General features: G+C 63.7%; 17 protein-coding genes and 6 pseudogenes. 9 read left to right on the forward strand and 14 right to left on the reverse strand.

The window, feature by feature from the left end; genetic code table 11:
- Positions 1–16 precede the first annotated feature (16 nt).
- Complete coding sequence (locus ACTGJ9_RS33115) at positions 17–1,021, reverse strand: NADP-dependent oxidoreductase (protein ID WP_456674471.1); 1,005 nt, start codon at positions 1,019–1,021, stop codon at positions 17–19.
- A gap of 63 nt (positions 1,022–1,084) precedes the next feature.
- Positions 1,085–1,939, reverse strand: a pseudogene (locus ACTGJ9_RS33120) (oxidoreductase).
- 115 nt (positions 1,940–2,054) lie between these two features.
- Here ACTGJ9_RS33120 and ACTGJ9_RS33125 point away from each other — a divergent pair.
- Complete coding sequence (locus ACTGJ9_RS33125; RefSeq protein ID WP_456674472.1) at positions 2,055–2,606, forward strand: TetR/AcrR family transcriptional regulator; 552 nt, start codon at positions 2,055–2,057, stop codon at positions 2,604–2,606.
- 217 nt (positions 2,607–2,823) lie between these two features.
- On the opposite strand, the pseudogene ACTGJ9_RS33130 reads toward ACTGJ9_RS33125, so the two are convergent.
- Positions 2,824–3,609 (reverse strand): annotated as a pseudogene (locus tag ACTGJ9_RS33130) (hypothetical protein); the annotation flags it as partial.
- Positions 3,610–3,613: 4 nt separating this feature from the next.
- Positions 3,614–4,318: a cysteine hydrolase family protein gene (locus ACTGJ9_RS33135; protein WP_456674473.1), complete on the reverse strand. Its 705-nt coding sequence runs from the start codon at positions 4,316–4,318 to the stop codon at positions 3,614–3,616.
- 623 nt (positions 4,319–4,941) lie between these two features.
- Here ACTGJ9_RS33135 and ACTGJ9_RS33140 point away from each other — a divergent pair.
- Positions 4,942–8,424 (forward strand): indolepyruvate ferredoxin oxidoreductase family protein, encoded by a 3,483-nt coding sequence (locus tag ACTGJ9_RS33140; protein ID WP_456674474.1) that lies wholly within the window; start codon positions 4,942–4,944, stop codon positions 8,422–8,424.
- A gap of 130 nt (positions 8,425–8,554) precedes the next feature.
- Here ACTGJ9_RS33140 and ACTGJ9_RS33145 read toward each other — a convergent pair whose 3' ends face one another.
- The 4 genes from ACTGJ9_RS33145 to ACTGJ9_RS33160 form a co-directional block, all read right to left on the reverse strand.
- Positions 8,555–10,285 (reverse strand): FAD-dependent oxidoreductase, encoded by a 1,731-nt coding sequence (locus ACTGJ9_RS33145; protein WP_456674475.1) that lies wholly within the window; start codon positions 10,283–10,285, stop codon positions 8,555–8,557.
- Positions 10,286–10,343: 58 nt separating this feature from the next.
- Positions 10,344–11,363, reverse strand: a complete 1,020-nt coding sequence (locus tag ACTGJ9_RS33150; RefSeq protein WP_456674476.1) for a S1C family serine protease — start codon at positions 11,361–11,363, stop codon at positions 10,344–10,346.
- A gap of 91 nt (positions 11,364–11,454) precedes the next feature.
- Positions 11,455–11,904 (reverse strand): hypothetical protein, encoded by a 450-nt coding sequence (locus ACTGJ9_RS33155; protein WP_456674477.1) that lies wholly within the window; start codon positions 11,902–11,904, stop codon positions 11,455–11,457.
- 7 nt (positions 11,905–11,911) lie between these two features.
- On the reverse strand, positions 11,912–13,510 hold the full coding sequence (locus tag ACTGJ9_RS33160; RefSeq protein WP_456674478.1) for a GMC family oxidoreductase: 1,599 nt from the start codon (positions 13,508–13,510) through the stop codon (positions 11,912–11,914).
- 202 nt (positions 13,511–13,712) lie between these two features.
- Here ACTGJ9_RS33160 and ACTGJ9_RS33165 point away from each other — a divergent pair.
- Positions 13,713–14,502: pseudogene (locus ACTGJ9_RS33165) on the forward strand (thermonuclease family protein).
- A 215-nt stretch (positions 14,503–14,717) separates the two neighbouring features.
- Here the strand turns inward: ACTGJ9_RS33165 and cyoD are convergent.
- From cyoD to ACTGJ9_RS33185, 4 genes and pseudogenes are all read right to left on the reverse strand, one after another.
- The gene (gene cyoD / locus ACTGJ9_RS33170) at positions 14,718–15,107 is read right to left on the reverse strand and encodes a cytochrome o ubiquinol oxidase subunit IV (RefSeq protein WP_456674479.1); all 390 of its coding nucleotides are present in this window, start codon (positions 15,105–15,107) and stop codon (positions 14,718–14,720) included.
- A complete protein-coding gene (locus tag ACTGJ9_RS33175) occupies positions 15,104–15,745 on the reverse strand; it encodes a cytochrome (ubi)quinol oxidase subunit III (protein WP_456674480.1) in 642 nt (213 codons plus the stop codon). The genes cyoD and ACTGJ9_RS33175 overlap by 4 nt, the downstream gene beginning before the upstream one ends.
- A pseudogene (gene cyoB, locus ACTGJ9_RS33180) lies at positions 15,745–17,743 on the reverse strand (cytochrome o ubiquinol oxidase subunit I). The gene ACTGJ9_RS33175 and the pseudogene cyoB overlap by 1 nt, the downstream one beginning before the upstream one ends.
- Positions 17,733–18,566, reverse strand: coding sequence for a cytochrome ubiquinol oxidase subunit II (locus tag ACTGJ9_RS33185; protein ID WP_456674481.1), 834 nt, complete (start codon positions 18,564–18,566; stop codon positions 17,733–17,735). Before ACTGJ9_RS33185 ends, cyoB begins: the two are co-directional and overlap by 11 nt.
- Before the next feature lie 230 nt (positions 18,567–18,796).
- Between ACTGJ9_RS33185 and ACTGJ9_RS33190 the strand changes: the two genes are divergently transcribed.
- The 3 genes and pseudogenes from ACTGJ9_RS33190 (at position 18,797) to ACTGJ9_RS33200 (ending at position 20,981) form a co-directional block, all read left to right on the forward strand.
- A complete protein-coding gene (locus ACTGJ9_RS33190; protein ID WP_456674482.1) occupies positions 18,797–19,609 on the forward strand; it encodes an SDR family NAD(P)-dependent oxidoreductase in 813 nt (270 codons plus the stop codon).
- A 16-nt stretch (positions 19,610–19,625) separates the two neighbouring features.
- Positions 19,626–20,180 carry a carboxymuconolactone decarboxylase family protein gene (locus ACTGJ9_RS33195; RefSeq protein ID WP_456674483.1) on the forward strand — a complete coding sequence of 185 codons (555 nt, stop codon included), beginning with the start codon at positions 19,626–19,628 and terminating at the stop codon, positions 20,178–20,180.
- 1 nt (position 20,181) lies between these two features.
- Positions 20,182–20,981 (forward strand): annotated as a pseudogene (locus ACTGJ9_RS33200) (SDR family NAD(P)-dependent oxidoreductase).
- Between the two features lie 172 nt (positions 20,982–21,153).
- On the opposite strand, the gene ACTGJ9_RS33205 reads toward ACTGJ9_RS33200, so the two are convergent.
- A complete protein-coding gene (locus ACTGJ9_RS33205; protein WP_456678707.1) occupies positions 21,154–22,458 on the reverse strand; it encodes a PQQ-dependent sugar dehydrogenase in 1,305 nt (434 codons plus the stop codon).
- A 206-nt stretch (positions 22,459–22,664) separates the two neighbouring features.
- Between ACTGJ9_RS33205 and ACTGJ9_RS33210 the strand changes: the two are divergent.
- A pseudogene (locus tag ACTGJ9_RS33210) lies at positions 22,665–23,857 on the forward strand (urate hydroxylase PuuD).
- Here the strand turns inward: ACTGJ9_RS33210 and ACTGJ9_RS33215 are convergent.
- On the reverse strand, positions 23,838–24,041 hold the full coding sequence (locus ACTGJ9_RS33215) for a hypothetical protein (RefSeq protein ID WP_456674484.1): 204 nt from the start codon (positions 24,039–24,041) through the stop codon (positions 23,838–23,840). The pseudogene ACTGJ9_RS33210 and the gene ACTGJ9_RS33215 sit on opposite strands and share 20 nt — an antisense overlap.
- Here ACTGJ9_RS33215 and ACTGJ9_RS33220 point away from each other — a divergent pair.
- Both ACTGJ9_RS33220 and ACTGJ9_RS33225 read left to right on the forward strand, forming a co-directional pair.
- Positions 24,009–24,866, forward strand: coding sequence for a VOC family protein (locus ACTGJ9_RS33220; protein WP_456674485.1), 858 nt, complete (start codon positions 24,009–24,011; stop codon positions 24,864–24,866). The genes ACTGJ9_RS33215 and ACTGJ9_RS33220 overlap by 33 nt on opposite strands.
- A gap of 78 nt (positions 24,867–24,944) precedes the next feature.
- Entirely contained in the window at positions 24,945–25,220 is a 276-nt protein-coding gene (locus tag ACTGJ9_RS33225) for a hypothetical protein (protein WP_456674486.1), read from the forward strand.
- Positions 25,221–25,330 lie beyond the last annotated feature (110 nt).

Genomic DNA, 25,330 nt, shown 5'->3' on the forward strand with positions numbered 1-25,330 from the left:
GTCCCTGTCGAGACGCTTAACTGATCTGGACGACGACCTTTCCCGTCGCTCGCCCCGTCTCGAGATACGCAAGCGCCTCTTTTGCCTGTTCAAACGGAAAGACCTTGTCGATCACCGGCCGGAGATGCCCCGAAGCGAGAAGCTCGCCGAGTTCAGCAAGTTGACTGCCATCGGGATGTACGAACAGGAACGAATACGCCGCGCCTCTTGCCTTGGCACGCCGAAGTATCTTGCGGCTGAGCAACCCGAACAGGAGCACCATGAAGAAATTCATGCCGCGCGCGCGAGCGAACGCAGCATCAGGTGGCCCGACGAGCGAGACGACGGCGCTCCCGGGCTTCAATATCTGAAGGGACTTCTCGATTACGTCGCCCCTGATTGTGCCCAGCACGGCATCGTAGCCGCGCAGCACATCCTCAAATTGCTGCTTCTTGTAGTCGATCACCTCGTCGGCTCCGAGGCCCCGTACCAGATCCAGATTTCCCGTACTCGTCGTCGTCCCCACCTTCGCGCCGAGATATTTCGCGAGCTGGATCGCGAAAGTACCAATGCCGCCCGCACCTGCCGGGATGAACACTTTTTGGCCCGGTTGGAGCCGAGCTCGGACCTTGAGCGCTTGCCATGATGTCAGTCCAACCATCGGGATCGAGGCCGCCTGTACGAAATCCAGATTTTCCGGTTTGAACGCGGCGGCATCCTCGGGGACCGTTGCGAATTCAGCGAGAGCACCCGTGCCGCTCTTGTCGAAGATGCTGGCAAAGACGGCATCGCCCGGCTTGAAGCGGGTGACGCGACTTCCGGCCTCCACAACCACACCGGCGAGATCGCTGCCCAGCGTGGCCGGAAGCTCAAACCGAAGGATGGGCTTGAAGGCGCCTTTCGGAATCATGTTGTCGATGGGGTTCAAACCGGCCGCGTGGACCTGAACGAGGATCTCGTTCGGCTTCGGCACCGGCCGAGGCCTGTCCGAGAACGCGACCTGATCTGGCCTGCCATAACGCTTGAACACCAGTGCTTTCATATTTGCCATGTCCGGTTTTCGGCCCATGTGTGAGCAGGCGGTGCTCGTTCCGGCCGCATGCCGTCAAAAGGCTCGCGCCGTGCGGGGAGACTGTGATGCGGTTGCTGCATCGAGCCGCAGATCCTTTCGAATCCCGGCGTCTACCAGACCGGCTGGCGCAAACCTGCGGAGCAGCCGCAGGCGGTTTGCGAGCTTGCCTGCCGCGTAACGAACTTTCGGGTGCGCCGCGCTCGCCGCTTTCAGAACGGTGTCGGCCACGACGCCAGGGGACTCGGCCGTTGTCATCACCTCGTTCACCCGCTTGCTGACGCCCGCGCGAGCCTCGCGATACTCGTCGAGCTTGGCATCCGGCTCCATGAAGTTCGCATCGAATGGCGTCTTCGTATACGCAGGCTCGATGACCGAGACCCGGATGCCCCGCGTGCGCAGCTCATGGTCGAGCGATTCGAATAGCCTTCCACCGCGTGCTTGGTGGCGGCATAGAGCGCGCCATAAGGCATCGGCAGAAAGCCAAGCACGGAGCCGATGTTGATGATACGACCATTCCCTTGTCGTCGCATGTGAGGCACGACCGCCCGCGTCATCCGCACCAGTCCGAAAAATTCGTGTCGAAAATCGATCGAGCCTGATCCATCGAGCTCTCTTCCGCTCCAGCGGGGCAACACCGAAGCCGGCGTTGTTCACGAGCAGATCGATGCGACCGTCGCGCCGCACCACTTCGCCGACGGCGGCTTGAACGGATTGATCGCTGGTCACATCGAGCGCCAGCATCTCGAACGACCACCTTCCGGCCTGTGCGCCTCGTCTGCTGGTGCCGTAGACCTTGTAGCCGGCTTTCGCGAGCCGCTCCGCTGTGGCCTCGCCGATGCCTGACGAGGCGCCGGTAACAAGCGCGATCCTTGTGTTGGTCGTACTCACGAGCTTCTCCTTGTGACGGTGCCGGCCCCGAACTCATTTAGATTACGATCGTAACTATTGCTGTAGATGACGATCGTCATTATAATTGTCAAGACCGGGACCAAGGATCTGCGAGATGCGCGTTTCGAAGGAACAAGCGGCCAGAAATCGCGAGCGCATTCTCGATGCCGCCTCCCGCCTCATCCGAGAGCGTGGCATCTCCGGCATGGGTGTCGACGCGCTGGCCGACGCTGCCGGGATGACCCATGGCAGCATGTACAGTCAGTTCGGCTCCAAGGAACGGCTTGTCGAAGAAGCGGTGGCTCACGCCATCTTCGCCAAAGGGCAAGAAATACCCGACGGGTTTGCGCTCGGGGACTATTTTTCCGAATACCTCTCAGCGGGACATCGCGACAAACCGGGAAGCGGTTGCCCTTTCGCAGCCCTATCTTGTGAGATGTCGCGCCAAAGCGGCGGCGTGAGAGAACGCTTCACAGCTGGAGTGCGGCGCATGATCGGGTTGCTGAGTGCTCGCATGCCCTCAACGCTAAAGCCGCGGCAACGCGAAGAGAAGGCGCTCGCGACGGCCGCCTCCCTGATCGGGGCGCTCGTGCTCGCCCGGGCCGTGAACGATCCCAAGCTGTCGGACGACATTCTTCGCGCGACCAGAAACCAGTTAGGCGATTGATCGCATTCGGTGGCGCCGCCGATGTTTCTACGTGGAGTTGACGGACGGCCGGCCCGTCAGCAAGGACTCCAAAGGATGTGCCTGAAAAAGCGGCCGGGCGACGTGGCGTCACCCGGCCGCGATAAATGCGGGCTACAGGCTAGGCCGGGGCGGCGTGCAGCTCCGGATGCGCGGCATAATGCTCGGTGGTGCCGAGCTTGCCCGCCGCGAACAGGCCGGCCGCCATCCCGCCAACTGTTGCCGCTGCCGTCATGGTCGAGCCCAGCATGGTGTCGATCTGGAGCTTGGCCCCAGGCGGCGAGATGCGGCGTTAACGCCAGCACGATCGCCGGCGCGTGCTTGACCGGCGTGGTCTGGAACGCCTGCGCGCCAATCAGCATGCCGATATAGAGCAGGATCGGCGAGATCGCGACGACCGGCACCAGCGCGAGCAGCACCGAGATGATGCCGAACCAGGCCAGCACCACCACCATGATGCCGGTCGCAGCCGAATAGCAGATGCGGCCGCCCATCGCCTTCCAGTCGGGATGGCCGATATAGACGGCGTTGATGAAAGGATTGCCGATCAGGCTGACGATGCCGTCGGCGGTCAGCACGCGCGTGGTGGGATATTCGTCGCGGGCCGCTTCCGCGCTCTCCACGTTGTCCATGGGCCTCGACGAGGTCATAGATGCCGAACGGAATGGCGGTGACGAGGATGACGCCGAGATATTCGAAGCCGGAGAAAAGGTAGCCCACCGCAGGGATCGGCACCGAGAAGCCGAAATTGGAGAAGGCAGCTCCCACACATCATCAGCCCGAGCGCGGGCAGGATGCGGCCGAATACGAGACTGTCCGGCATCTTCAATACGAAGCGCAACAGGCCCGTGAGCACCAGCATGTTGACGAGAATATTGGTGCCGAAGCCGAAAAACGCGTTCCAGTCACCCGATGTCCATAGCGTCGGCTTGAACTCGGACTTGTTTAGTTCGGACCTGCCGGCCGTCCCCGTCAATGTGCTCATAATATTACCCCCGTGTGGCCGAAATCTTCATCGCCTCCAGTACTGCGGCTGAGTCAGCTACCCAGCCGAAGATGCCGCCCTGGGCCTTGATCATCTTCAGGCCCATCTCGTGAAACTCGGGGAAGTAGGATGCGCAGCCATCCGAGATGACGACGCAGCGATAGCCGCGGTCATTGGCCTCGCGCACGGTGGTATTGACGCACACTTCGGTGGTGACGCCGCACACCAGAAGATTCTCGATGCCATATTGCTCCAGCACATTGGTGAGTTCGGTGGCGTAGAACGCGCCCTTGCCGGGCTTGTCGATGACGACCTCGCCGTCGAGCGGATAAAGCGCCGGGATGATGTCGTGGCCGGCTTCACCGCGAATGAGAATGCGGCCCATCGGACCGGGATCGCCGATGCGCAAGGACGGTGCGCCGCGCTCGACTTTCGCCGGCGGCGCGTCGGAGAGATCGGGCAGATGGCCCTCTCGGGTGTGGACCACCAGCATGCCGGTGTCGCGCGCAGCCTTGAGCACTGCGCCGATCGGCTTCACAGCGCGCGCGAGCTGACTGACGTCATTGCCGAGCGTTTCACCGAAGCCTCCGGGCTCCATGAAATCGCGCTGCATGTCGATGATGACGAGTGCGGTGCTCGCCCAGTCGAGCTTGATCGGCTCGGGTTCGGCGCTGATGACGCCCAGTGTCGGCTTGGTTGAGTTCAACATGACGCAAGGCCCCCGCGAGAACTCGGTTTGGCGAGAGTTCTGCAAGCACCGTGCCATTGTGTACAATTGCGGTTGAACGCACCGCGTAGAGAAATTCGCTGCGCTATCGGAATGTTATCGAAAGAGATCGTCCCTGCTTATTCGCTGTGCGACGGCTTTGCGACGTGCAATTTGCTCAAAGGGTGAGCGGTCTCTGTCGTCATTCCGGGGCGACGCGTAAGCGTCGAACCCGGAATCCATCGGGCTGCAATATACGAGGCGAAATGGATTCCTGGCTCACGACTTCGTCGCGCCCCGGAATGACGAGCAGAGAGTGTGGCGCTGCCATCGACCCCAAACAGCTGCCGATGTTTTTCCTCATACACGCCTGCGATCCTTCAGCGTCGCCATGTTGCGCAACATGTCGCGAGAAACGCACTTGCCTTTGTCGAACGCGCGTCTTCACCTCCGGGGCTTCTGTACGGCACCTGCCACAAGCCATGACGAGCGGGAGCGCCACGGATGCGGCCAGCGATGTTGACTTCACCGGTCCATGCTCTTGACTGCGACCAGCTGCTTCGCAACCGAAATTCCCTCCCGCAGCGCACACCCTCGCCGAACCAAGAAAAACAAGGACTTTCGAAATGACGCTGATGCAGGTCGAGCTCAACGACAAATACCGGCTCGAATCGAAGCGGATCTTCCTGTCCGGCACCCAGGCCCTGGTCCGCTTGCCCATGCTGCAGCGCGAACGCGACCGGCTCCAGGGGCTCAACACCGGCGGCTTCATCTCCGGCTATCGCGGTTCCCCGCTCGGCATGTACGACCACGCTCTGTGGCGCGCGAAGGCGCACCTCCAGCAGCACGACATTGCCTTCGTCCCCGGCCTGAACGAAGATCTGGCGGCGACCGCCGTCTGGGGCAGCCAGCAGGTCGGCCTGTTTCCCGGCGCCAAGGTCGATGGCGTATTCGGCATCTGGTACGGCAAGGGACCCGGCGTCGACCGCTCCGTCGACGCGCTCAAGCACGCCAATGCCGCCGGCACCTCGCTCAATGGCGGCGTGCTCGCGCTCGCCGGCGACGACCATGGCTGCCAGTCCTCGACCCTGGCGCATCAAAGCGAGCAGGTCTTCGCAGCAGCCCTGATCCCCGTGATCAATCCGGCGACGCTGCAGGACTATCTCGATCTCGGCCTCTACGGTTTTGCGCTGTCACGCTTCTCCGGCTGCTGGGTCGGCTTCAAGGCGATCAGCGAGACGGTGGAAAGTTCGGCCTCCATCTACAGCGATCCTGAACGCGTCCAGATCAAGCTCCCCGATGATTTCGAGGTGCCGCCCGGCGGCCTCAACATCCGCTGGCCCGATCCGCCGCTGGACGCCGAGCGGCGGCTGTTCGGCCCGAAGATGGCCGCCGTGCAGGCCTTTGCCCGCGCCAACCAGCTCGACCGAATCGTGCTCGATTCAAAGCCCGCGCGGCTCGGCATTGTCGCGACCGGAAAGGCCTATCTCGATCTGCGTCAGGCGCTCGCCGACCTGGGGATCACCGACAAGGACGCGCAGGATCTCGGCCTTCGCATCTACAAGGTCGCACTGACCTGGCCGCTGGAGGAAAGCGGCGCCAGGCGTTTCGCCGAAGGCCTTCGGGACGTGCTGGTGGTCGAGGAAAAGCGCGGCTTCATCGAAGACCAGCTGATGCGCATCCTCTACAACATCGATGCGTCCAGGCGACCGACCGTCACGGGCAAGCGCGACGAGAGCGGCGCGCCGCTGCTGCCGAGCGAGGGCGAGCTGACACCGACCATCGTTGCGGGCGCGCTGGTGGCGCGCTTGCGCAAGCTCGGCCATCACAGCCCGGTGCTGGAGCAGCGCCTCGCCCGGCTCGAGGCCTTCGACAATCCCGTCACCGCTACAACGCAGATCAAGCTCGCCCGCACGCCGTTCTTCTGCTCGGGCTGCCCGCACAATTCTTCGACGCGCGTGCCGGAGGGAAGCCGTGCCATGGCCGGCATCGGCTGCCATGGCATGGCCCTGAGCATGCCGACGCGCCGCACCGACCTGATCTCGCATATGGGCGCCGAGGGCGTGAACTGGATCGGTCAGTCGCCCTTCACCACCGAGAAGCACATTTTCCAGAATCTCGGCGATGGCACCTATACACATTCCGGGCTCCTCGCCCTTCGCGCGGCATCGGCCGCCGGCATCAACATTACCTACAAGATTCTCTACAACGACGCCGTCGCCATGACCGGCGGCCAGCCGGCCGAGGGCGCCTTTAACGTCGCGCAGATCGCGCACCAGGTCTGGGCCGAGGGCGTCAAGCGCCTGGCGATCGTCTCGGACGATCCGAGCAAATATCCTGACGGCAACTACTTTCCGCAGGGCGCGACCATCCATCACCGCCGCGAGCTCGATGCCGTGCAGCGCGAGCTGCGTGACATCGCGGGTCTCACGGTCCTGATCTACGACCAGACCTGCGCCGCGGAAAAGCGCCGCCGCCGCAAGCGCGGTCTCTATCCCGATCCCGCCAAGCGCGCCTTCATCAACGAGCTCGTCTGTGAAGGCTGCGGCGATTGCTCGCAGGCCTCCAACTGCGTCTCGGTGCAGCCGCTGGAAACCGAGTTCGGCCGCAAGCGCCAGATCGACCAGTCGAACTGCAACAAGGACTTTTCCTGCGTCGAGGGCTTTTGCCCGAGCTTTGTCACCGTACATGGCGGTTCACTGAAGCGCATGAAGACCTCGTCGGTGGATTCAGGCCAGCTGTTCGCCGATTTGCCGCTGCCGCCAACGCGTGAACTCGAAGGCCCCTACAACATCCTCGTCACCGGCATCGGCGGCACCGGCGTCATCACCATCGGCGCCCTGCTCGGCATGGCCGCCCATGTCGACGGCCGCGGCTGCTCGGCGCTGGACTTCACCGGCCTGTCGCAGAAAAACGGCGCGGTGATGAGCCATGTCCGCATCGCACAGAGGCCGGAGGATATTTCGGCCGTCCGCATCACGACCGGCGGCGCCGACGTCATCCTCGGCTGCGACATGATCGTCTCGGCCGGCCCCACTGCGCTGAGCCGCGCCGAGCGCGGGGTGACCAAGGCCTATATCAATGTGGACCTGCAGCCGACCGCCAGCTTCGTGCAAAACCCCGACATCGATTTCGAGATGGGCACGATGCAGACCGTGCTGCGCGATGCCGTCGGCGACAACAACCTCGACATCATCGACGCGACAGGCGTCGCCGCCGCGCTGATGGGCGACAGCATCGCAACCAACCCCTTCATGCTCGGCTTCGCCTTCCAGAAGGGCGCGATCCCGCTGTCGCTGGAGGCCCTGCTCCGCGCCATCGAGATCAACGGCGCCGCGATCGAGATGAACAAGCTCGCCTTCACCTGGGGCCGCCTCGCGGCTCATGACATGTCGCGGGTGCGCAGCGTGCTTCAGTTCAAGAGCCGGGCATCTGCCCCGACAAAGTCGCTCGACGACATCATCGCGACCCGCGCGGAGTTTCTGACCGGCTATCAGGACAAGGCCTATGCGGGTCGCTATCTCGCGGCCGTCGCCAAGGTGCGCAAGGCGGAGAGCACGGCGACGCCTGCATCCACGGAGCTGACCGAAGCGGTGGCGAAAAACCTGTTCAAGTTGATGTCCTACAAAGACGAGTACGAGGTCGCGCGGCTTTATACCGACGGCAGCTTCGCCAGGAAGGTGTCGGAGATATTCGACGGCGACTTCACGCTAAAATACTACCTCGCCCCGCCGATCTTCGCTCAGCGCGACAAGACGACCGGGCATCTCCAGAAGAAGGAGTTTGGCAGCTGGATGATCCACGCCTTCCGTTTGCTGGCGAAGCTGAAATTCCTGCGCGGAGGCGCGCTCGATCCATTCGGCCGCACCGCGGAGCGGCGGACCGAGCGGAAGCTGATCGAGGATTATCTGGCGATGATTGATCAGCGGACGGCCGGACTGAAGGCGGAGCAAATTCCGCTGCTGGCGAAGCTCGCCCGTATGCCGGAGACGATCCGCGGCTTCGGCCACGTCAAGGAAGCGAACGTCAAGCTGGCTGCGGCCGAGACGGCGCGGTTGAGGCTGAACTGGAGAACAGCCGCTTTGCGGCGGCTGCGGAGTAGCCGTTAGGCGCAAGCCCTCTCCCCGTCATTGCGAGGAGCGAAGCGACGAAGCAATCGAGAGTCCCTCCACGGACACAGTCTGGATTGCTTCGCTGCGCTCGCAATGACGGAGATTGTGTGTCCCGCGGAGACGACAACTACCAAACGAAGGCCTTCGCGGCGCTCGGCGTCGCTGCCGCGCTCCCCTCCGCCAGATGTCTCCCCGCGATATACCCGAACGTCAGCGCCGGCCCGAGCGTGATGCCCGGCCCGGGATAATTGCCATTCATGATTGAGCCCATGTCGTTGCCGCCGGCGTAGAGACCCGCGATTGGCGTACCATCCTCGCGCAGCACGCGCGCCTGGGCGTCCACCTTCATGCCGATGGCGGTGCCGAGATCGGCCGGGTAGATGCGCATCGCGAAAAACGGTGTGCGGAGGATCGGCGCGACGCAAGGGTTGGGCTTGTGGCTGATATTGCCGAGGTGCCGCTGGTAGATGGTGCTGCCACGGCCGAATTCGGGATCGCGCCCCTCCTTCGCATCGGAATTGTAGCTCGCGATCGTCGCTGTGAGCACAGTCGGCTTGATACCGATCTTCGCCGCGAGTTGCGCGATGTCAGGCGCCTCGATCAACTCGCTGCTCGCCACATAGCGTCGGACACTCCGCGTGAACGGCTTGATGCGGCCGAGACCATAGCTCCATAGGAACTGACGATCGCAGATCAGGTAGAACGGCCGATCCGGGTCGCCATTGCCATCGCGCAGCATGGCGAGCACGAACTCGTGGTAGGACAGCGCCTCATTGACGAAACGCCGGCCCGCCGCATTCACTGCGATCACGCCGGGCTTGGCGCGGTCGGTCACCGTATGCGGGAAGACCCCGCGGCTGCCGTCGTCACGGCGGAACAGCGAGGCAGGTACCCAATAGGCCGGGTTCGTCGCCTCCGTGTTGAGCACAGCACTGGCCGTCATCGCGAGCCGAAGCCCGTCGCCTGTACCTGCTGGGCTGGTCGCCGAGACAAATCCGGCGGCAGGCGGGAAAAAACGTTTGCGCAAATTCGCGTCGTGCGAAAAGCCGCCGGTCGCGAGCACCACGCCCCGGCGCGCGGCAATCGAGCGGTCGCGTGAGCCATGGCGAATCACCACGCCGCCGACGCGATCGCCCTGCATCGACAAATTCTCGACATCGGCGCTGAAGAGGATCTCGACCTGCCGCGACAGCAGCGACGCATAGAGCCGCGCAGCAAGCGCATTGCCGAGATGCAATGTCGTGCCGCGGGGCCAGCGCAGCCGCTGCAACGCATACTCCGAGACCAGGCGCGCCGCGCGCAAGGTCGAGCGCAGCGATTTTCCGATCCGGCGCAGATGCGGGACGTCGAGGCGATTGACCATCATCCCGCCGAACAGAGTGAACTCCGGCAATGGCGCGCGCAGCCGCGCGAAATGCGCGCCCAGCCGGGTGCCGTCGAACGCAACTGGCTCCAGCACGCGCCCGCCCGGCGCCGCACCGAGCCGCTCCGGGTAATAGTCCGGATAGGCTTTCACCGGCTGCAGGCGAACTTCCGTGTTGGCTTCGAGCCAGGCGACGGCCTCCGGCCCACGCGCAAGGAACGCTGCGCGCAGGCCCGCATTGGCGGGCTCCGGCACCGCGCTCGACAGATACCGGACGGCATCCGTGATGCTGTCGGAGAGCCCCGCCTCGCTCATCTTGGCATTGGCAGGGATCCAGACCATGCCGCCGGACCACGCGGTCGTGCCACCCACAAAGGCGGTCTTCTCGATCACCAGCACGCGCAGCCCTTCGGCCGCGGCAACCGCAGCAGCCGTCATGCCGCCGGCACCGGCGCCGATGACAATGACGTCGTAGGTCTCGTGCACCGGCATCATGCGGCTGGGGTCCAGAGGCGAGGCATGACACCGTATTACCCCGCCCGTGGCCTCACAGCTAGCGCTGCGGCTTCCGCTCGATCGGATCGATGTCGATCGCCCGCAAGCGCCCGAGCCGCAGCACGTCCATGGCGAGCCGCCGGCCAATCCGGTCGCGATCGAGCACCCGGATCAAATCATCGACGCCGTGGATGTCGACACCGTCCAGCCTGATCACGACGTCGCCGGGCAACAGGCCCGCCTTCGCCGCGGGGCCGTCCTGCTCGATCTGCATCAGGAGCGCGCCCATCTTGTTCTCGACGCCGGCCAGCACTGCGTGCCGCCGCGGGACCGGCGCGGTCTGTCCGGCAACGCCGATGAAGGCGCGGCGGACGTAGCCATGGCGGATGATCTCCGAGAGCACGAACTGCGCGGTGTTGCTGGCGACCGCGAAGCAGATGCCTTGCGCGCCATTGATGATCGCGGTGTTGATGCCGATCACCTCCGCATTCGATGATACCAGCGGTCCGCCGGAATTGCCGGGATTGAGCGCGGCATCGGTCTGGATCACGTCCTCGATGGTACGGCCGCTGACGGAGCGGATCGAGCGTCCGAGCGCCGAGATGACGCCGGCGGTAACGGTCGACTCGAAGCCGAGCGGATTGCCGATCGCGATTACGAGCTGGCCACGCCGCAAGGTCTTGGAGTTGCCGAGTGCGGCATAGGGCAAGTCGCGCACGCCGTTGGCGCGCAACAGCGCCAGATCGGTGTCGGGGTCAACGCCGAGCACCCGGGCATCGCCGACGTGGCCTTCCACATCGCGCAGCCGGATCTCCTTGGAGGCGCCGACCACATGGCTGTTGGTGAGGACGAGCCCGTCCGGCGAGATCGCGATGCCGGAGCCGAGCCCACCGCGCTCGCGGCCATTCGGCACCTTTGGCCCGGTCTCGACCCGGACGACGGCGGGACCGACGCGGTCGGTCACATCGATCACGGCATTGGAATAGGCATCCAGCAAGGCCCGGTCGTCGACCAAGGCAGACGCTGTCGATCGCGATGACGCGGCGTCATCGACGATATCTGAAGTGAAATCCAGCATGGCAAAAGTCCTTGAGGCTCACACAAATGGTGGCCTGTTCCCCGCCGCGCAAGGGACCCGCCTGGGGCGCAAGGCCGGGCTACCCAGCTGGCTAGGGCGCGCGCCGCAGTGTGCCGGACCTCGCCTTGACCGGATCGAGCAGCGACCAGTCGCCGTCCGGGAGCACATACCCGTTGGGGAAAGGCGCGCGCAGCTCGAGCCCGAGCGAGCGCAGCACGCGATCATCACGGTAGTAGCATTGCAGCACGACGCGAACGAGCGTCGCGGCCGCCGCGCCGCCCTGCTTGCGAAACTCCTGCGCCACGGCATCGCGCCTGGCGGCATCGAGCTCTGCGAGCGGCTGGCCGGCAAGTCGCGCCAGATGGTCCAGCGCCGCCGTCACAAATTTGGCGTCGCGGCCGAGCGTCGCAAGGATGTCGGCCTGGACCGCAGGGTCGTCAGCGCCGGGGACCTTGTACTCGTCGCTGGCGGGCACAATCATGCCGGCGACGGTACGGAGGTCGTCGCGTTGGGCACGCGTGAGTTGATTGTCTGCGGACATGGCGGCCTCAATCGAACAGATTGGCGAGACGCTGCTTCATCTGGTCGGCGATGTAGAGCGCGAGGGCCTGGATGGTGGAGGTGGGGTTCACGCCGCCCGAGGTGACGAAGATGCTGCCGTCGACAATGAACAGGTTCTTCACGTCATGCGTGCGGCCCCATTCGTTGACGACGGAGCGTTTCGGGTCGGTGCCCATCCGCGCGGTGCCGAGCAGATGCCAGCCGCCCCAGGGGATCGGCGAATTGATGCAGATGTCGGTTGCACCGGCGGTCTCGAGAACCTCTCGGCCGCGCGCCAGCGCATAGTCCATCATCTTCCGGCTGTTCTCGCTGATCGTGTAGTCGATCCTCGGTGCGGGAATGCCGTGACTGTCCTTCAGCACCGGATCGAGCGTGACCCGGTTGTGCTCCTCCGGCAGGTCCTCGCAGATCGCCGAGAAACCCAGCCGGTGGCCGTTGAGTTTGCGGAAGACGCGGTGATGATCCGCGCCCCAGGGCAGAATGCCCTTCTGCTCGCTGACGACAGCCTCGAACACCGGCCCTGCCCCGCGCACGAACTGAACGCCATACCCGCGCACGAAGCCGCGCGACAGGTCCGTGTCATACCACTCCTTGCTCCACAGGCAGGTCGGCGGCGCGCGGTTGCTGTCGGTCGGCTCCTTCACATAGCCGTAGATCTGCGCATAGGGGTGGAACATCAAATTCTTGCCCACGAGCCCCGACGAATTGGCAAGTCCGTCTGGGAAGCGGTCAGATTTCGAGTTTAGCAGCAGCCGCGGCGTGCCGACGCCGTTGCAGGCGATGATGACGACATGCGCCGGCTGGAACTGCTCGACGCCGTCCTTGTCGTAATAGACCACGCCCGTGGCCATCCCGTTCTCGCCGGTCGTGATCTCGCGCACCCGGCAATGGGTGCGCAGCTCGAGGCCGGCGCGGACCGCCTGCGGCCAATAGGTGATGTCGGTCGAGGATTTTGCACCTTGCGCACAGGCCGGCGTGCAATGGCCGAGATTGATGCAGCGGGCACGGCCCTCATAATCCATCGTTGCGACCGTCGTATCCGACGGCCACCAGTGCCAGCCGAGCTTGTTCATGGCCTTGCCGATGATGGCGCCAGACAATCCAAGCGGCTGTTGCGGCATCGGCGGATGCGTCAGCGGCGACAGGGGATCGCCCGATAGACCGGAGGTGCCCATCATCCGGTCGTTTTCTTCGAAGAACGGGGTCAGCGCGTCGTAATCGATCGGCCAGTCATCGGCGACGCCGTCCAGCGTCTTCACCTTGAAATCGGAGGGATGCAGCCGCGGCCAATGCGCGGTGTACATCACCGTCGAGCCACCGACCGCATTATAGTTGACGACCTTGATCGGCGAATTGTCGTCGTTGATCGGATAGTCCTCGGGCCGGCCGCGGATATTGGGGCTCGACGACCACTCGCCGTAGAACTTGGCCTCCCAGTCGCGGCCCGTGCTGGGATATTCCGCCGGGTTCATCCAGCCGCCCTGCTCCAGGCAGAGAATGTGCATCTTGGTCTCGGCGAGCGACCACGCGGCCGCCGCGCCTGAAGCGCCGGCGCCGATAATCAGGACGTCCACGGGGTCTTTCATCGAAGCACTTTCCTCCCGCCCTCGCCGCTTCAAGGGCGATTCGGCCACGCAATCTTTGTCTACAGCGCCGGACGATATCGGCAGAGTCCCCGGCGAGTAAAGGCTGGCGGGCGAATGTCGGGCTTCGCAGGGCGCAGACCATTGGTATCGCCACGCCCGAATGCTAGGAACGAGATGTCAGAGCCATCGATAGCGAGATTGCATGTCCTTCAGGAATTCATTTGCTGCCGACCGCGCTTTAGCGCTCGTTTTGTTTCTCGCTTTGTCCGGCGTCCTGGGCACCTCCAGCCCGGCCACTGCGCTGACCGCCACTGCGACCGTCCGGGATGCCAACTTCATCCAGCTCGGCGACGTCACCTACCGACTCGACGGCGTCGACGCGCCCGAACTGGACCAGGTCTGCATCGACGACCACGCCGATCCCTGGACCTGCGGAATCGAGGCCCGCGACCAGCTCATCAAGCTGATCGGTGGAAAGCCCGTGCGTTGCGACGATGTCGGTCCCGAGAAGAATTTTGGCAAGCGCCACCGCGCCATCTGCACGGTCGAGGGCGACAAGGTCTCGTTGAACGAGCAGCTGCTCAAACTGGGCTTTGCCATCGCGCGCGAGCCCATCAAGGCCAACGTCAAGGCGGCGGCCGCCGAGGCCAAGACGGCCTCAGCCGGCATCTGGAAGGGCTGCTTTGTTGCACCGCAAGAATTCCGCACCGGCAAGAGGGACGGTGCCCTGCTCGGCGCCGCCTGCCGCGCCGACCGCGACAAGGAGATCTCGCGCGGTGCTGTTTCCGGAGCAGCTGACGGCGCCGCCGGGCTGCGCCATCAAGGGCAAGCTCGCGGTGCGCGCGCGCGTCACCGGCAACATCGGCATCTATCATCTGCGGGGCTGCCCGAGCTACGCGGCGACCACCCGGCCGGACCGCTGGTTCTGCTCGGAGGACGACGCGCAGGCCTCGGGCTTCCGCAAGGCCTACAATTGCCGCCGGCCTAGGTGAACAAAGCGGTTCACGCAGCCGTGAGTGGTAAACCGGGACAGTATTGATCCGGAATTGAACTCCATCGCGAGTTGCGGCACTTATAAACGTGCGCACGCGCCTTGCGCGAGTGCATCCTAGGCAGACGATCCTCACCGGATTGTCTTTGCTCGGGCGTTTCCTCCCTAGACTTGGGCCGCTTGTCACAACAAGCGGCTCTTCCTTTTTGTGCAGCATTAGCTGTGCATCTGCATGATCTGGTCCATCGGCGGCATGTTCGCGTTCAGATGCGACATGATCCAGACGGTTCCGCCTACCACCAGGAATACGACCAGCAGGCCAAAGGCCAGCGCCAGCACGTTGTTGGTATTGTCGGGGCCCGTGGTGATGTGCAGGAAGAACACCAGATGCACGCCCATCTGCGCAATCGCAAGCACGATCAGCGCGACGGGGATGGAAGGCTGCCAGACCAGATCGGTACCGGCGATGAAGAACGAGGTCGCGGTGAGCAGCAGCGCGAGACCCAGGCCGACGACATAGCCGACGATGCGCTCGCCTACGCTGTGTTGTTCTTCTTCGCCCGGGGCGAGATCATGTTCGGCCCGCGCGTGCGTCTGATCGCTCATACGCCACTCCCCAGCAGATAGACAACCGAAAAGACCCCGACCCAGATGATGTCGAGCGCATGCCAGAACAACGCGAAACACATCATCCGGCGCAAGACGTCGGCGCGAAAGCCTTTGGCGAAAACCTGAGCCATCATGGTGAGCAGCCAGAGCACACCAGCCGACACATGCAGGCCGTGACACCCGACCAGCGAGAAGAACGCAGTCAGGAAGGCACTGCGCGACGGGCCATAGCCGCGGGAGACGAGATCGGCGAATTCGTTGAACTCGATGGCCAGGAAGATGAGGCCGAGCACGCAGGTCACGGCCATGCCGAGATAGAACCAGAACCGGTTGCGCACGTCGGCCGCGATGCTGGCCATGCCGCAGGTGAAGCTCGACAGCAGCAGGCAGACGGTCTCGATCGCCACGTTCCGCTGATCAAAGATCTCCGATCCCTTCGGGCCACCGGCAGTCTGGTCGGCCAGCACCGCATAGGCCGCGAAGAAGCAGGAGAACATCACGATGTCGGAGAGCAGGAACACCCAGAAGCCGTACGCCGTGACGATGCGCTTTGGCGCCGGCCCTTCGTGCTCGGCGGCGCGGCCGATATGGTGGGGATCGGCGTGGGCGTTGCCGACGGTTGCCGTCATCGACATCAGATCGCCCCCGCCATGCTAACGAGGTGGCGTCGTTCCTCGCGATTGATGCGGTCGACGCGGGCGACTTCCGCGGCCGGAATGACGTATTCGTCGTGATCGCGCCAGGCGAACACGACAAAGGTTGCGAATGCGCCGATGCCGCCCACAATTACCAACCACCAGATATGCCAGATCAGCGAAAAGCCCATGATGGTGGCGAAGAACGCGCACACAAATCCGGTGGGCGAGTTCCGGGGCATCTCGATGTCCTGATATTCCGGCTCTTCGCTCTCGAGCAATTGCTGCTTGGCATGGGCCTTCAAATCCCAATAGGCATCCTCGCCGCGCACATCCGGGTTGAAAGCGAAATTGAAAACCGGCGGCGGCGACGAGGTCGCCCATTCCAGCGAGCGGCCGTCCCAGGGATCGCCGGTACGGTCGCGCAGCGCCTCACGGTTGCGAATGCTGACCACGAGCTGCATGACCTGGCTGAGGACACCGATCGACAGCAGCGCCATGCCAAACGCCGCGACGATCATCCACGGGCGCCAGGCCGCGACATCATAGTGCTGCAATCGCCGAGTCATGCCGAGCATGCCCACGATGTAGAGCGGCATGAAAGTGACATAGAACCCGAGAAAGGTGAACCAGAACGCGATCTTGCCCCAGCGCTCGTCGAGGCGAAAGCCAAACGCCTTCGGAAACCAGTATTCGAAACCGGCGAAGGCCCCGAACAGCACGCCGCCGATGATGACGTTGTGGAAATGCGCCACCAGGAACATGCTGTTGTGAAGCATAAAGTCGGCCGGCGGAACCGCGACCAGCACGCCGGTCAAACCACCGATGATGAAGGTCACCATGAAGCCGACGGACCACAGCATCGGTGTCGCGAAGCGGATCCGGCCGCCGTACATGGTGAACAGCCAATTGTAGATCTTCACGCCCGTCGGCACCGCGATGACCATGCTGGCGATGCCGAAGATGGCGTTGACATCGGGGCCTGCCCCCATCGTAAAGAAATGATGCAGCCAGACCATGAAGGAGATGATGCAGATCGCCATGGTCGCGAGCACCATCGAGCGGTAGCCGAATAGCGCCTTGCCGGAAAAGGTCGATACCACCTCGGAGTAGATGCCGAACGCGGGCAGCACGAGGATATAGACCTCCGGATGGCCCCAGGCCCAGATCAGATTCATGAACATCATGACGTTGCCGCCCGCTTCGTTGGTAAAGAAGTGGAAGCCGAGATAGCGGTCGAGCAGCAGCATCGCGAGCGTCGCCGTAGAATCGGGAACGCCGCGACGATCAGCAGATTCGAGGCCAGCGTGGTCCAGCAGAACATCGGCATGCGTAGATAGTTCATGCCTTTGGTGCGCAGCTTCAGCACCGTGGTGACGAGGTTGATGCCCGCCACCAGCGTGCCGACGCCGGAGATCTGAAGCGACCAGGCGTAATAGTCGACGCCGACTCCGGGTGAATAGGACAGCTCGGACAGGGGCGGAAACGCGAGCCAGCCGGTGCGCGCAAACTCGCCGATCACGAGCGACAAATTGACCAGCAGCGCGCCTGTCGCGGTCAGCCAGAAGCCGACCGAATTCAGCGTCGGGAAAGCGACGTCGCGCACGCCGAGCTGCAGCGGCACGACGAGGTTCATCAGCCCGATCACGAACGGCATCGCCACGAAGAAGATCATGATGGTGCCGTGCGCTGAAAAATCTGGTTGTAGTGTTCCGGCGGGAGATAGCCCTGCGACTGATAGGCGATCGCCTGCTGAATCCGCATCATGATGGCGTCGCTACCGCCACGCAGCAGCATCACGGACGCCAGCAGGATGTACATGACGCCGATGCGCTTGTGGTCGACGCTGGTGATCCATTCGTCCCAGAGATAGGGCAGATGGCCCTTCACGATGACCCAGATCAGCACGGCAAGGATTCCGACCAGCACGACAGCGCCAGCAATGAGCGGAATCGGTTGGCCGAACGGGATCGCTGACCAGTCGAGCTTACCGAGCATCGTGGCCTCCACTGTGCGGACGGCCGGCGTCGGAGATGAGCTCCGGCCCCGGCCCCGGCGGAATGTGCTGGGTCGAGATCAGATCGAACAGCCGGGGATCGTCGAGGCGGTAGGTCGGCCTGCCCCTCTCAATGCCCTGCTGCATTAGCTTCTTGTAGCTGTCCTCGTTCAGCACAGCACCGGACTTCGCGGTGGTCGCGACCCAATCGGGAAAGGCGAGCGGCGAGATCACATTGACGTCGAACATCATGTCCGGAAAGCCGTCGCCGGAGAAATGCGCCGACAGACCCTGGAGCTTGCCCTCGTTATCGGCGCGCAGGTTCAGCCGCGTCACCATCCCGTTCATGGTGTAGATCATGCTGCCGAGTTGCGGGATGAAGAACACGTTCATCACGCTCGACGATGTCAGCTGGAAGTTCAGTTCGGCACCAGCCGGCACCGTCAGCGTGTTGACCGTGGCGATGCGCTGGTCGGGATAGATGAAGAGCCACTTCCAGTCGAGTGAGACGGCCTGGATCCGCACAGGGCTTCCGGTCCCCGGCACCGGTGCTGCGGGATCGAGCTTATGCGAGCCGATCCAGGCAACGCCCCCGAGCAGGATCACCGTCAGTGCGGGGATCGCCCACACCACCATCTCGACGCGACCGGAATAAACGAACTCGGGTTGGAAGCGCGCCTTCGGATTGGACGCGCGAAACCAAAACGCGAACGCCAGGATCGCGACGATGGTCGGGACCACAATCGCAAGCATGATGAAGACGGAATCGACCAGAATGGTGCTGTTGGCGGCAGCCACCGGCCCTTGTGGATCGAGCAGATTCATCGGCAAGCCACTGGCGATTGGGAAACCCCGAGGGAAGCGTAGCGCGAAAAACCCCCAGCAACAAACGCAGTTGTGTGAAAACGGTTCCACACCACACCTGCACGAGCCCGAGCCGTCCCGCGCCGCGGCATGCAATTCCGTGCGATGTCAATGACATCGGCACGTGTGGCCGGCCTTCTCACCTCTGCACTCCGTTGCTAATTTGAACGAAAATATCGGGATGGAAAGACATGCAGGGCCCTGAGGACGACGCCGGTCTCGCCGGCAAGGTGGCGCTGATCAGCGGCGGCGGGGCCGCTGGTGACGGCATCGGCAACGGCCGCGCCGCAGCAATTCTGTTAGCCCGCGCCGGCGCAAAAGTGCTGGTCGCCGACCGTGATCTGAAGCTCGCCCAACGCACCGTCGAGATGATCACCGCCGAAGGCGGCACCGCCGCGGCACAGGGCGGCGACGTCACCAGCGAAGGCGATTGCAAGGCACTGGTCGAAGCCACGCTCGATCGCTGGGGCCGGCTCGACTTCCTCGACAACAATGTCGGCATCGGCAGCCGCGGCAGCGTGGTCGACGGGGCGCCCGAGCAATATCGCCGCGTCATGCAAGTCAATGTCGAGACCATGTTCCTGCTCTCGAAGCACGCGATCCCTGCCATGATCAAGACCGCCAAGGGCGGTGCCATCGTCAACATTTCCTCGATCTCTGCGCTGCGGCCGCGCGGGCTCACGACCTACACGACCTCGAAGGCCGCGATCATCGGGCTCACGCGGGCGATGGCGGTCGACCACGGCCACGACAATATTCGTGTCAACTGCATCTGCCCCGGGCCGATGTACACGCCAATGGTCTATGCCCGCGGCATGAGCGAGCAAGCGCGCGCCAACCGCGCCGGAGCCTCGCTGCTCGAGACCGAAGGTACCGGCTGGGACGTCGGCCATGCCGTCAAATTTCTGCTCAGCAATTTTGCGCGCTACATCACCGGCCAGGTGCTGGTGGTCGACGGCGGCGTGACGCTGCAAGCTCCTGAACGCGAATCGCAAGAACACTAACGGGAGGAAACAAGGGATGGCCCGCCTGCCCTATCTCGAGGCCGACCAGGTCGCGCCCGAATATCGCGACATGCTCAAGCGCAACACCAATCTGCACAAGCTGCTGGTCAACTCGCCGGAGATGGCGCGCGCCTTCAACGGCATCGGCGGCCATATCCGCTTCAAGAGCAAGCTCGACCCGCGCCTGCGGGAGCTCGCCATCCTTCAGGTCGGCTGGATGGAGAAGTCGGAATACGAGTTCACCCATCATGTGAAGATCGGCAAGGAGTTCGGCGTCACCGACGCGGACATCGCCGGCCTGATGGCCGAGACCGAGGGCAAGCCCTCGAAACTCGAACCGCTCGCCAGGGCGATCCTCAAAGGCGCCCGCGAGATGGTGCGCCATCTCGCCATGTCGGACGCGACCTTCGCCGAGATCAAGGCGCATCTCTCCGACGAGCACATGGTCGATCTCGTGCTCACCATCGCGTTTTATTGCGGCGTCGTGCGCGTGCTCGCGACCATGAAGATTGACAACGAACCCTATTACAAAGAGGTACTCCAGCAGTACCCGATCCCGGGAGTGAACTGACATGCGCTTGAAGGACAAAGTCGCGATCGTCGTCGGCGCCGGCCAGAGCCCCGGCGAAGGAATGGGCAACGGCCGCGCCACCGCGCTGACCTTCGCGCGTGAGGGCGCGAAGGTGCTGTGCGTCGACCATCATCTGGAATCGGCGCAGGAGACCGTCGATCTGGTCGCCGCGAAGCAAGGCATCGCTGCAGCGTTCAAGGCCGACGTAACCAGGTCCGCCGACATCAAGGCGATGGTCGCCGACGCCACATCGCGCTGGGGCCGGATCGACGTGCTGCACAACAATGTCGGCGTCAGCCTGTCCGGCGGCGATGCCGAGCTGCTAGAGATCACCGAGGAGGCGTTCGACCGCGTCGTCGCCATCAATCTGAAGAGCTGCATTCTTGCGGCGAAAGAGGTGATCCCGATCATGCGCGCGCAGAAGAGCGGCGCTATCATCAACATCTCCTCGATGGCCGCGATCACCACATATCCTTACGTCGCCTACAAGGCGACGAAATCGGGATGATCGCTTTTACCGAACAGCTCGCCTACCAGAACGCCGAATATGGCATCCGCGCCAACGTCATCCTGCCCGGCCTGATGAACACGCCGATGGCCGTCGACACCCGCGCCCGCGAATGGCACAAGACCCGCGCCGAGGTGGAAGCCGAACGCGACAACAAGGTGCCGCTGCGCAAGAAGATGGGCACCGGATGGGACGTCGCCAACGCTGCGCTGTTCCTGGCGTCGGATGAGGCAAATTTCATTACGGGCGTGACACTGCCGGTGGATGGCGGGGCGAGTGTGAGACGGGGCTGAGGCGCTCTCTCTCTCCATTCTTACGGGGAGAGGGTTGGGATGAGGGCTGCTTCCGCAGATATGGGACAATTGGACTCGCGGGTCCCCTCACCCGGATCGCATCTGCGATGCGATCCGACCTCGCCGCGCAAGCGGGGAGAGGCGCAGAGAGTTCGCTCACCGCCGCACGAATCTAATGCGTCACCCGCCAGATCGTGCCGCCCGTGTCCTCCGATACAAGCAGCGCGCCATCCTTCGCCACCGCGATGCCGACCGGCCGTCCCCACACCTGTGCGTCGTTCACGACAAAACCCGTGACGAAATCCTCGTACTCCCCGGTCGGCTTGCCGTCTTTCATCCTGATGCGGACCACCTTGTAGCCGGTGCGCTTCGAGCGATTCCAGGAACCGTGCTCGGCGGCGAAGGCGTCGCCCTGGTATTCGGACGGAAACTGCCTGCCCTGATAAAAGGTCATGCCGAGCGAGGCCGAATGCGCCTGCACCAGCACATCAGGGATCGTCACCTTGTCCTTGAGGTCCGGCCGCGCGCCGACGTGACGCGGATCTTCGTTGTCGCCGATATAGAACCACGGCCAGCCGTAGAAGCCGCCCTCCTTCACACTGGTCACATAGTCGGGCACGAGATCGTCGCCGAGGCCATCGCGCTCGTTCGTCGAACACCAGGGCAGCCCGGTCTGCGGCTGGATCGCGAGACCGACACAGTTGCGGATGCCGGTGGCATAAAGCTTGCGGTCCTTGCCTTCAGGGTCGAACAAGAGCACCGCCGCGCGTCCGGCCTCATAGCCCCAGGACGCGCCGACGGCTTGCGTGCGCGACCAGGCCTCGAGCCCGCCGGGCGGGCTCCCCATGCCTTCGGCGACATTGCTGGCGGAGCCGATCGACACCAGCATGCGCTTGCCATCGGGCGTGAACACGATGTCGCGGGTGGAATGTCCCGACCCATGCACCACGTCCGCGATCACGATTTCGGCCTTGCCCGATGCCTTCAGGTCGCCAGCGTGATAGGGAAAGCGGACGACGTTGGCCGCATTGGCGACATAGACCCATTGCGGATTATCGCCGTTCGGGAAGAACGCGATGCCGAAAGGACGGTTGAGCCCGCTGGCAAACACCCCGTTGGTCGCAACCTTGCTGCCGCCCTCCCCAAGGCGCAGCACGCGAATGCGTCCGGGCCCAGTCTCGGCGACGAAAATGTCGCCGTTCGGCGCGACACGCAGCACCCGTGCATCGGACAGACCGTCAGCCAACAGCTCGATCTTGAATCCCTGGGGCACCAACGGCGTGGCGCTGCCGCGCGCCGTCACGCGCGGGGGATTGGAGACCGACCGCGAGGCCCCGGGCTTCGGCAGGTCATCGGGGCGGATCAGCCTGACGGTGCCGGGCCTGTCGGCCCGCCAGCTGCCATAGGCATCCTTGCCCTGCAGCACGGGCTCGGCTTGCGCGCCGGCGCACGCAACCAACAGCCAAGCCGCCACCATCAGGTGCGAAGCACGAATTGTCACGTCGCCTTCCTCCCGCACTTCTTCTGCCAAATCCCACGTCAGCTCATGCCCTTACGATGTGCATTTGGTATGACCTATCGTGCTGGAAAATGGCGCGGATCGGTGCAACAGATTGTAAGGGCACGGCCGCCGGATGCGGTCATCAAAGCTGCGGCATCGACGCCGCAGTTGATGGGGTGATCATGTGGGGATCGATCGTATCGGAATGGGCCAGCCTGCTGCTGCGCTGGCTGCACGTGGTGGCCGCGATCGCATGGATCGGCAGCTCGTTCTATTTCATCGCCCTCGACCTCAGTCTAAAGCCAAAGAGCGACGTGCCGGATGGCGTGCAAGGCGAGGCGTGGCAGGTCCATGGCGGCGGCTTCTACCGGATCATGAAATATCTGGTGGCGCCGACCCAGATGCCGGACGAGCTCACCTGGTTCAAATGGGAGGCCTACACCACCTGGCTGTCCGGCTTCGCGCTGATGGTGGTGGTGTACTATCTCGACGCCGATTTGTTCCTGGTCGACAAGTCGATCCTCGACCTCACGCCGGTCCAGGCCGGGTTGTTCAGCTTCTGTAGCCTCGCGCTGGCCTGGCTGCTTTACGAGGCCGCCTGTCGCACCGGGCTCGCACGGCGCGAGCTCCCCTTGCCATCGGCGGCTATCTGTTCCTGGTCGCACTGACCTACGCCTTCACCCATGTCCTGAGCGGGCGCGGCGCCTTCAACCAGATCGCGGCAATCATCGGCACCATCATGGTCGCCAACGTATTTGCGGTGATCATCCCGAACCAGAAGAAGATCGTCACCAGCCTGATCGCGGGCCAGGCGCCCGACCCGAAACTCGGCAAAACCAGCAAGGAGCGCTCGGTCCACAACAACTATCTGACGCTGCCGGTGGTCGTCCTGATGATCAGCAACCACTATCCCCTGCTCTACGCCACGCGCTTCAACTGGATCATCGTTGCCATCGTGCTGGCGCTCGGGCCGGTAATCCGTCATTTCTTCAACGAGGGTCACGCCGGGCGCAAATCGCCGTGGTGGGTGTGGGCCGTCGCCGCAGCGGGCGTGATCGCGATCCTGTTCCTGTCTGCGGCGGGCCCGCGGGAGGTAAAGACGGGCGCGCTGGCGGCGCAGCCGACACTCGCCAACGTCGAAGAAATCGTGATGTCCCGCTGCAGCATGTGCCATGCGGCCGAACCGGTCTGGGCCGGCATCGCGACCGCGCCGAAGGGCATCATGCTCGACGCCCCCGAGCACATCCATCGCAATATCCGCCTGATCGGGCGCGTGGCGGCATGGTCCAATGCGATGCCGCCAGGTAACATCACCGAAATGACCAGCGAGGAGCGCGCCATCCTCGCCGCTTATATCAGCGAGCAGGATCGCTGACGCCATCGCCTTTCGCGTCGATCAAGGATTTCGCGGAATGAAATTCCGCTTCGCCGCCGATTTGAAAATGACTTGATCGCCCATCCGGCGTAGACAGGACCAGCGGCCGCGGGCCGTCCAAAGTCAGTTTGCAATTGCCGAGGAAATCACAGTGGCCATCAAGAACATCGTCGGTATCGACCACGCCGTGGTCATGGTGCAGGACCTCGACAGGGCCGCCGAGAACTACAGGCAACTCGGTTTCACGCTATCGCCGCGGGGCACCCACAGCGCGCACATGGGCACCGGCAACTACACCATCATGTTCGACCCGGACTATATGGAGCTGCTCGGCGTTCTCGCCGCGACCGAACATAACGCACCAGCGCGGGCCTTCCTCGACAAGCACGGTGAAGGCATCGAGCGCGTCGCTTTCACCGCGATCGATTCCGCGGCCGGCGCGGAAGAGATCCGTGCACGTGGCCTCACGCCGATCGGTCCGACCGATTTCGAGCGACCGGTCACGCTGCCTGATGGCACCATCTCGGCCGCCAAATTCCGCACCTTCATGTGGCCGACGGCAGAAGCCCCCGGCGGCGTGCGCGTCTTCGCCTGCCAGCACAAGACCCGCGAGACCGTGTGGATCCCCGAACTGATGACGCACACCAATGCGGCGAAGCGGATCAGCGAGGTGTTGATCGCGACGCCCGAGCCCGCGAAGGAAGCAGCCCATCTGGCGCGGCTGACCGATCGCGAGCCGAAGGCAGAGGTCGACGGCGCAGTGACGGTGACATCGGGCGGCGACCGCGCCGATTTCATCTATCTGACACTGGACCAGCTCGGCAAACGCTATCCCGGCGTGCCACTCGCCGGCCTCTCCGAGCGTGGCGGCGCAGCGCTGGTGCTCGTCAGCGGCGATCTCGCCGCGACGGAGAAAGCCCTCGGCCCGGCGGGTATCCGCAGCGGAGTCGCGGTCGTCGTGCCCCCAGCGAAGGCCAACGGCACCCTGCTCGCCTTCATTCCTGGCTGATTTGAACCAATTCTTTAACGCGCATTTACCGGACGGCATTAGGATTCCCGGCAATCCACGCCGCCCGGGGTCGGACGCATGTTCAAAGAGGGATCGCCGATCGCCTATGATGCGCCGGCCGAGCTGAAGAAGTGGCCGTCGCTGAAAGGCGAGAGACAGAAGGACCGCGGTCCACCCTATCTCGTCTACGACGGCACGCTCGCCGACTGCGTCCGCCAGCTCATGGGCAAGCCGATCAAGGGCATCTCCCTCTATGACGTCATGACGAGGCCGCAGCCGGCCTTCGAGCAGACCGTGCTGTCACCCGGCGATGCCGCCGAGATCGCAATGCGCAAGGATTTTCCCAAGGCGTAAGCGCCGCGGGCGTTCCGCAATACTGTTTGCAGCGCCGAATTTCCCTGCGGGTCCAGTAGAACCGCGGGAGCAATCTCGCGTTCCTGCGAAGGGAACACCGTATTAACACC

The sequence above is a fragment of the Bradyrhizobium sp. RDM12 genome (assembly GCF_051917485.1).
GTDB lineage: Bacteria > Pseudomonadota > Alphaproteobacteria > Rhizobiales > Xanthobacteraceae > Bradyrhizobium.

Coding starts and splice junctions, on each gene's coding strand:
- ACTGJ9_RS33155 (WP_456674477.1), bottom strand. CDS start 11,904: ATGTCCGCAGACAATCAACTCACGCGTGCCCAACGCGACGACCTCCGT.
- ACTGJ9_RS33135 (WP_456674473.1), bottom strand. CDS start 4,318: ATGTTGAACTCAACCAAGCCGACACTGGGCGTCATCAGCGCCGAACCC.
- ACTGJ9_RS33185 (WP_456674481.1), bottom strand. CDS start 18,566: ATGAATCTGCTCGATCCACAAGGGCCGGTGGCTGCCGCCAACAGCACC.
- ACTGJ9_RS33145 (WP_456674475.1), bottom strand. CDS start 10,285: ATGATGCCGGTGCACGAGACCTACGACGTCATTGTCATCGGCGCCGGT.
- ACTGJ9_RS33115 (WP_456674471.1), bottom strand. CDS start 1,021: ATGAAAGCACTGGTGTTCAAGCGTTATGGCAGGCCAGATCAGGTCGCG.
- ACTGJ9_RS33160 (WP_456674478.1), bottom strand. CDS start 13,510: ATGAAAGACCCCGTGGACGTCCTGATTATCGGCGCCGGCGCTTCAGGC.
- ACTGJ9_RS33205 (WP_456678707.1), bottom strand. CDS start 22,458: ATGGTGGCGGCTTGGCTGTTGGTTGCGTGCGCCGGCGCGCAAGCCGAG.
- cyoD (WP_456674479.1), bottom strand. CDS start 15,107: ATGAGCGATCAGACGCACGCGCGGGCCGAACATGATCTCGCCCCGGGC.
- ACTGJ9_RS33190 (WP_456674482.1), top strand. CDS start 18,797: ATGCAGGGCCCTGAGGACGACGCCGGTCTCGCCGGCAAGGTGGCGCTG.
- ACTGJ9_RS33225 (WP_456674486.1), top strand. CDS start 24,945: ATGTTCAAAGAGGGATCGCCGATCGCCTATGATGCGCCGGCCGAGCTG.
- ACTGJ9_RS33150 (WP_456674476.1), bottom strand. CDS start 11,363: ATGCTGGATTTCACTTCAGATATCGTCGATGACGCCGCGTCATCGCGA.
- ACTGJ9_RS33175 (WP_456674480.1), bottom strand. CDS start 15,745: ATGTCGATGACGGCAACCGTCGGCAACGCCCACGCCGATCCCCACCAT.
- ACTGJ9_RS33125 (WP_456674472.1), top strand. CDS start 2,055: ATGCGCGTTTCGAAGGAACAAGCGGCCAGAAATCGCGAGCGCATTCTC.
- ACTGJ9_RS33140 (WP_456674474.1), top strand. CDS start 4,942: ATGACGCTGATGCAGGTCGAGCTCAACGACAAATACCGGCTCGAATCG.
- ACTGJ9_RS33195 (WP_456674483.1), top strand. CDS start 19,626: ATGGCCCGCCTGCCCTATCTCGAGGCCGACCAGGTCGCGCCCGAATAT.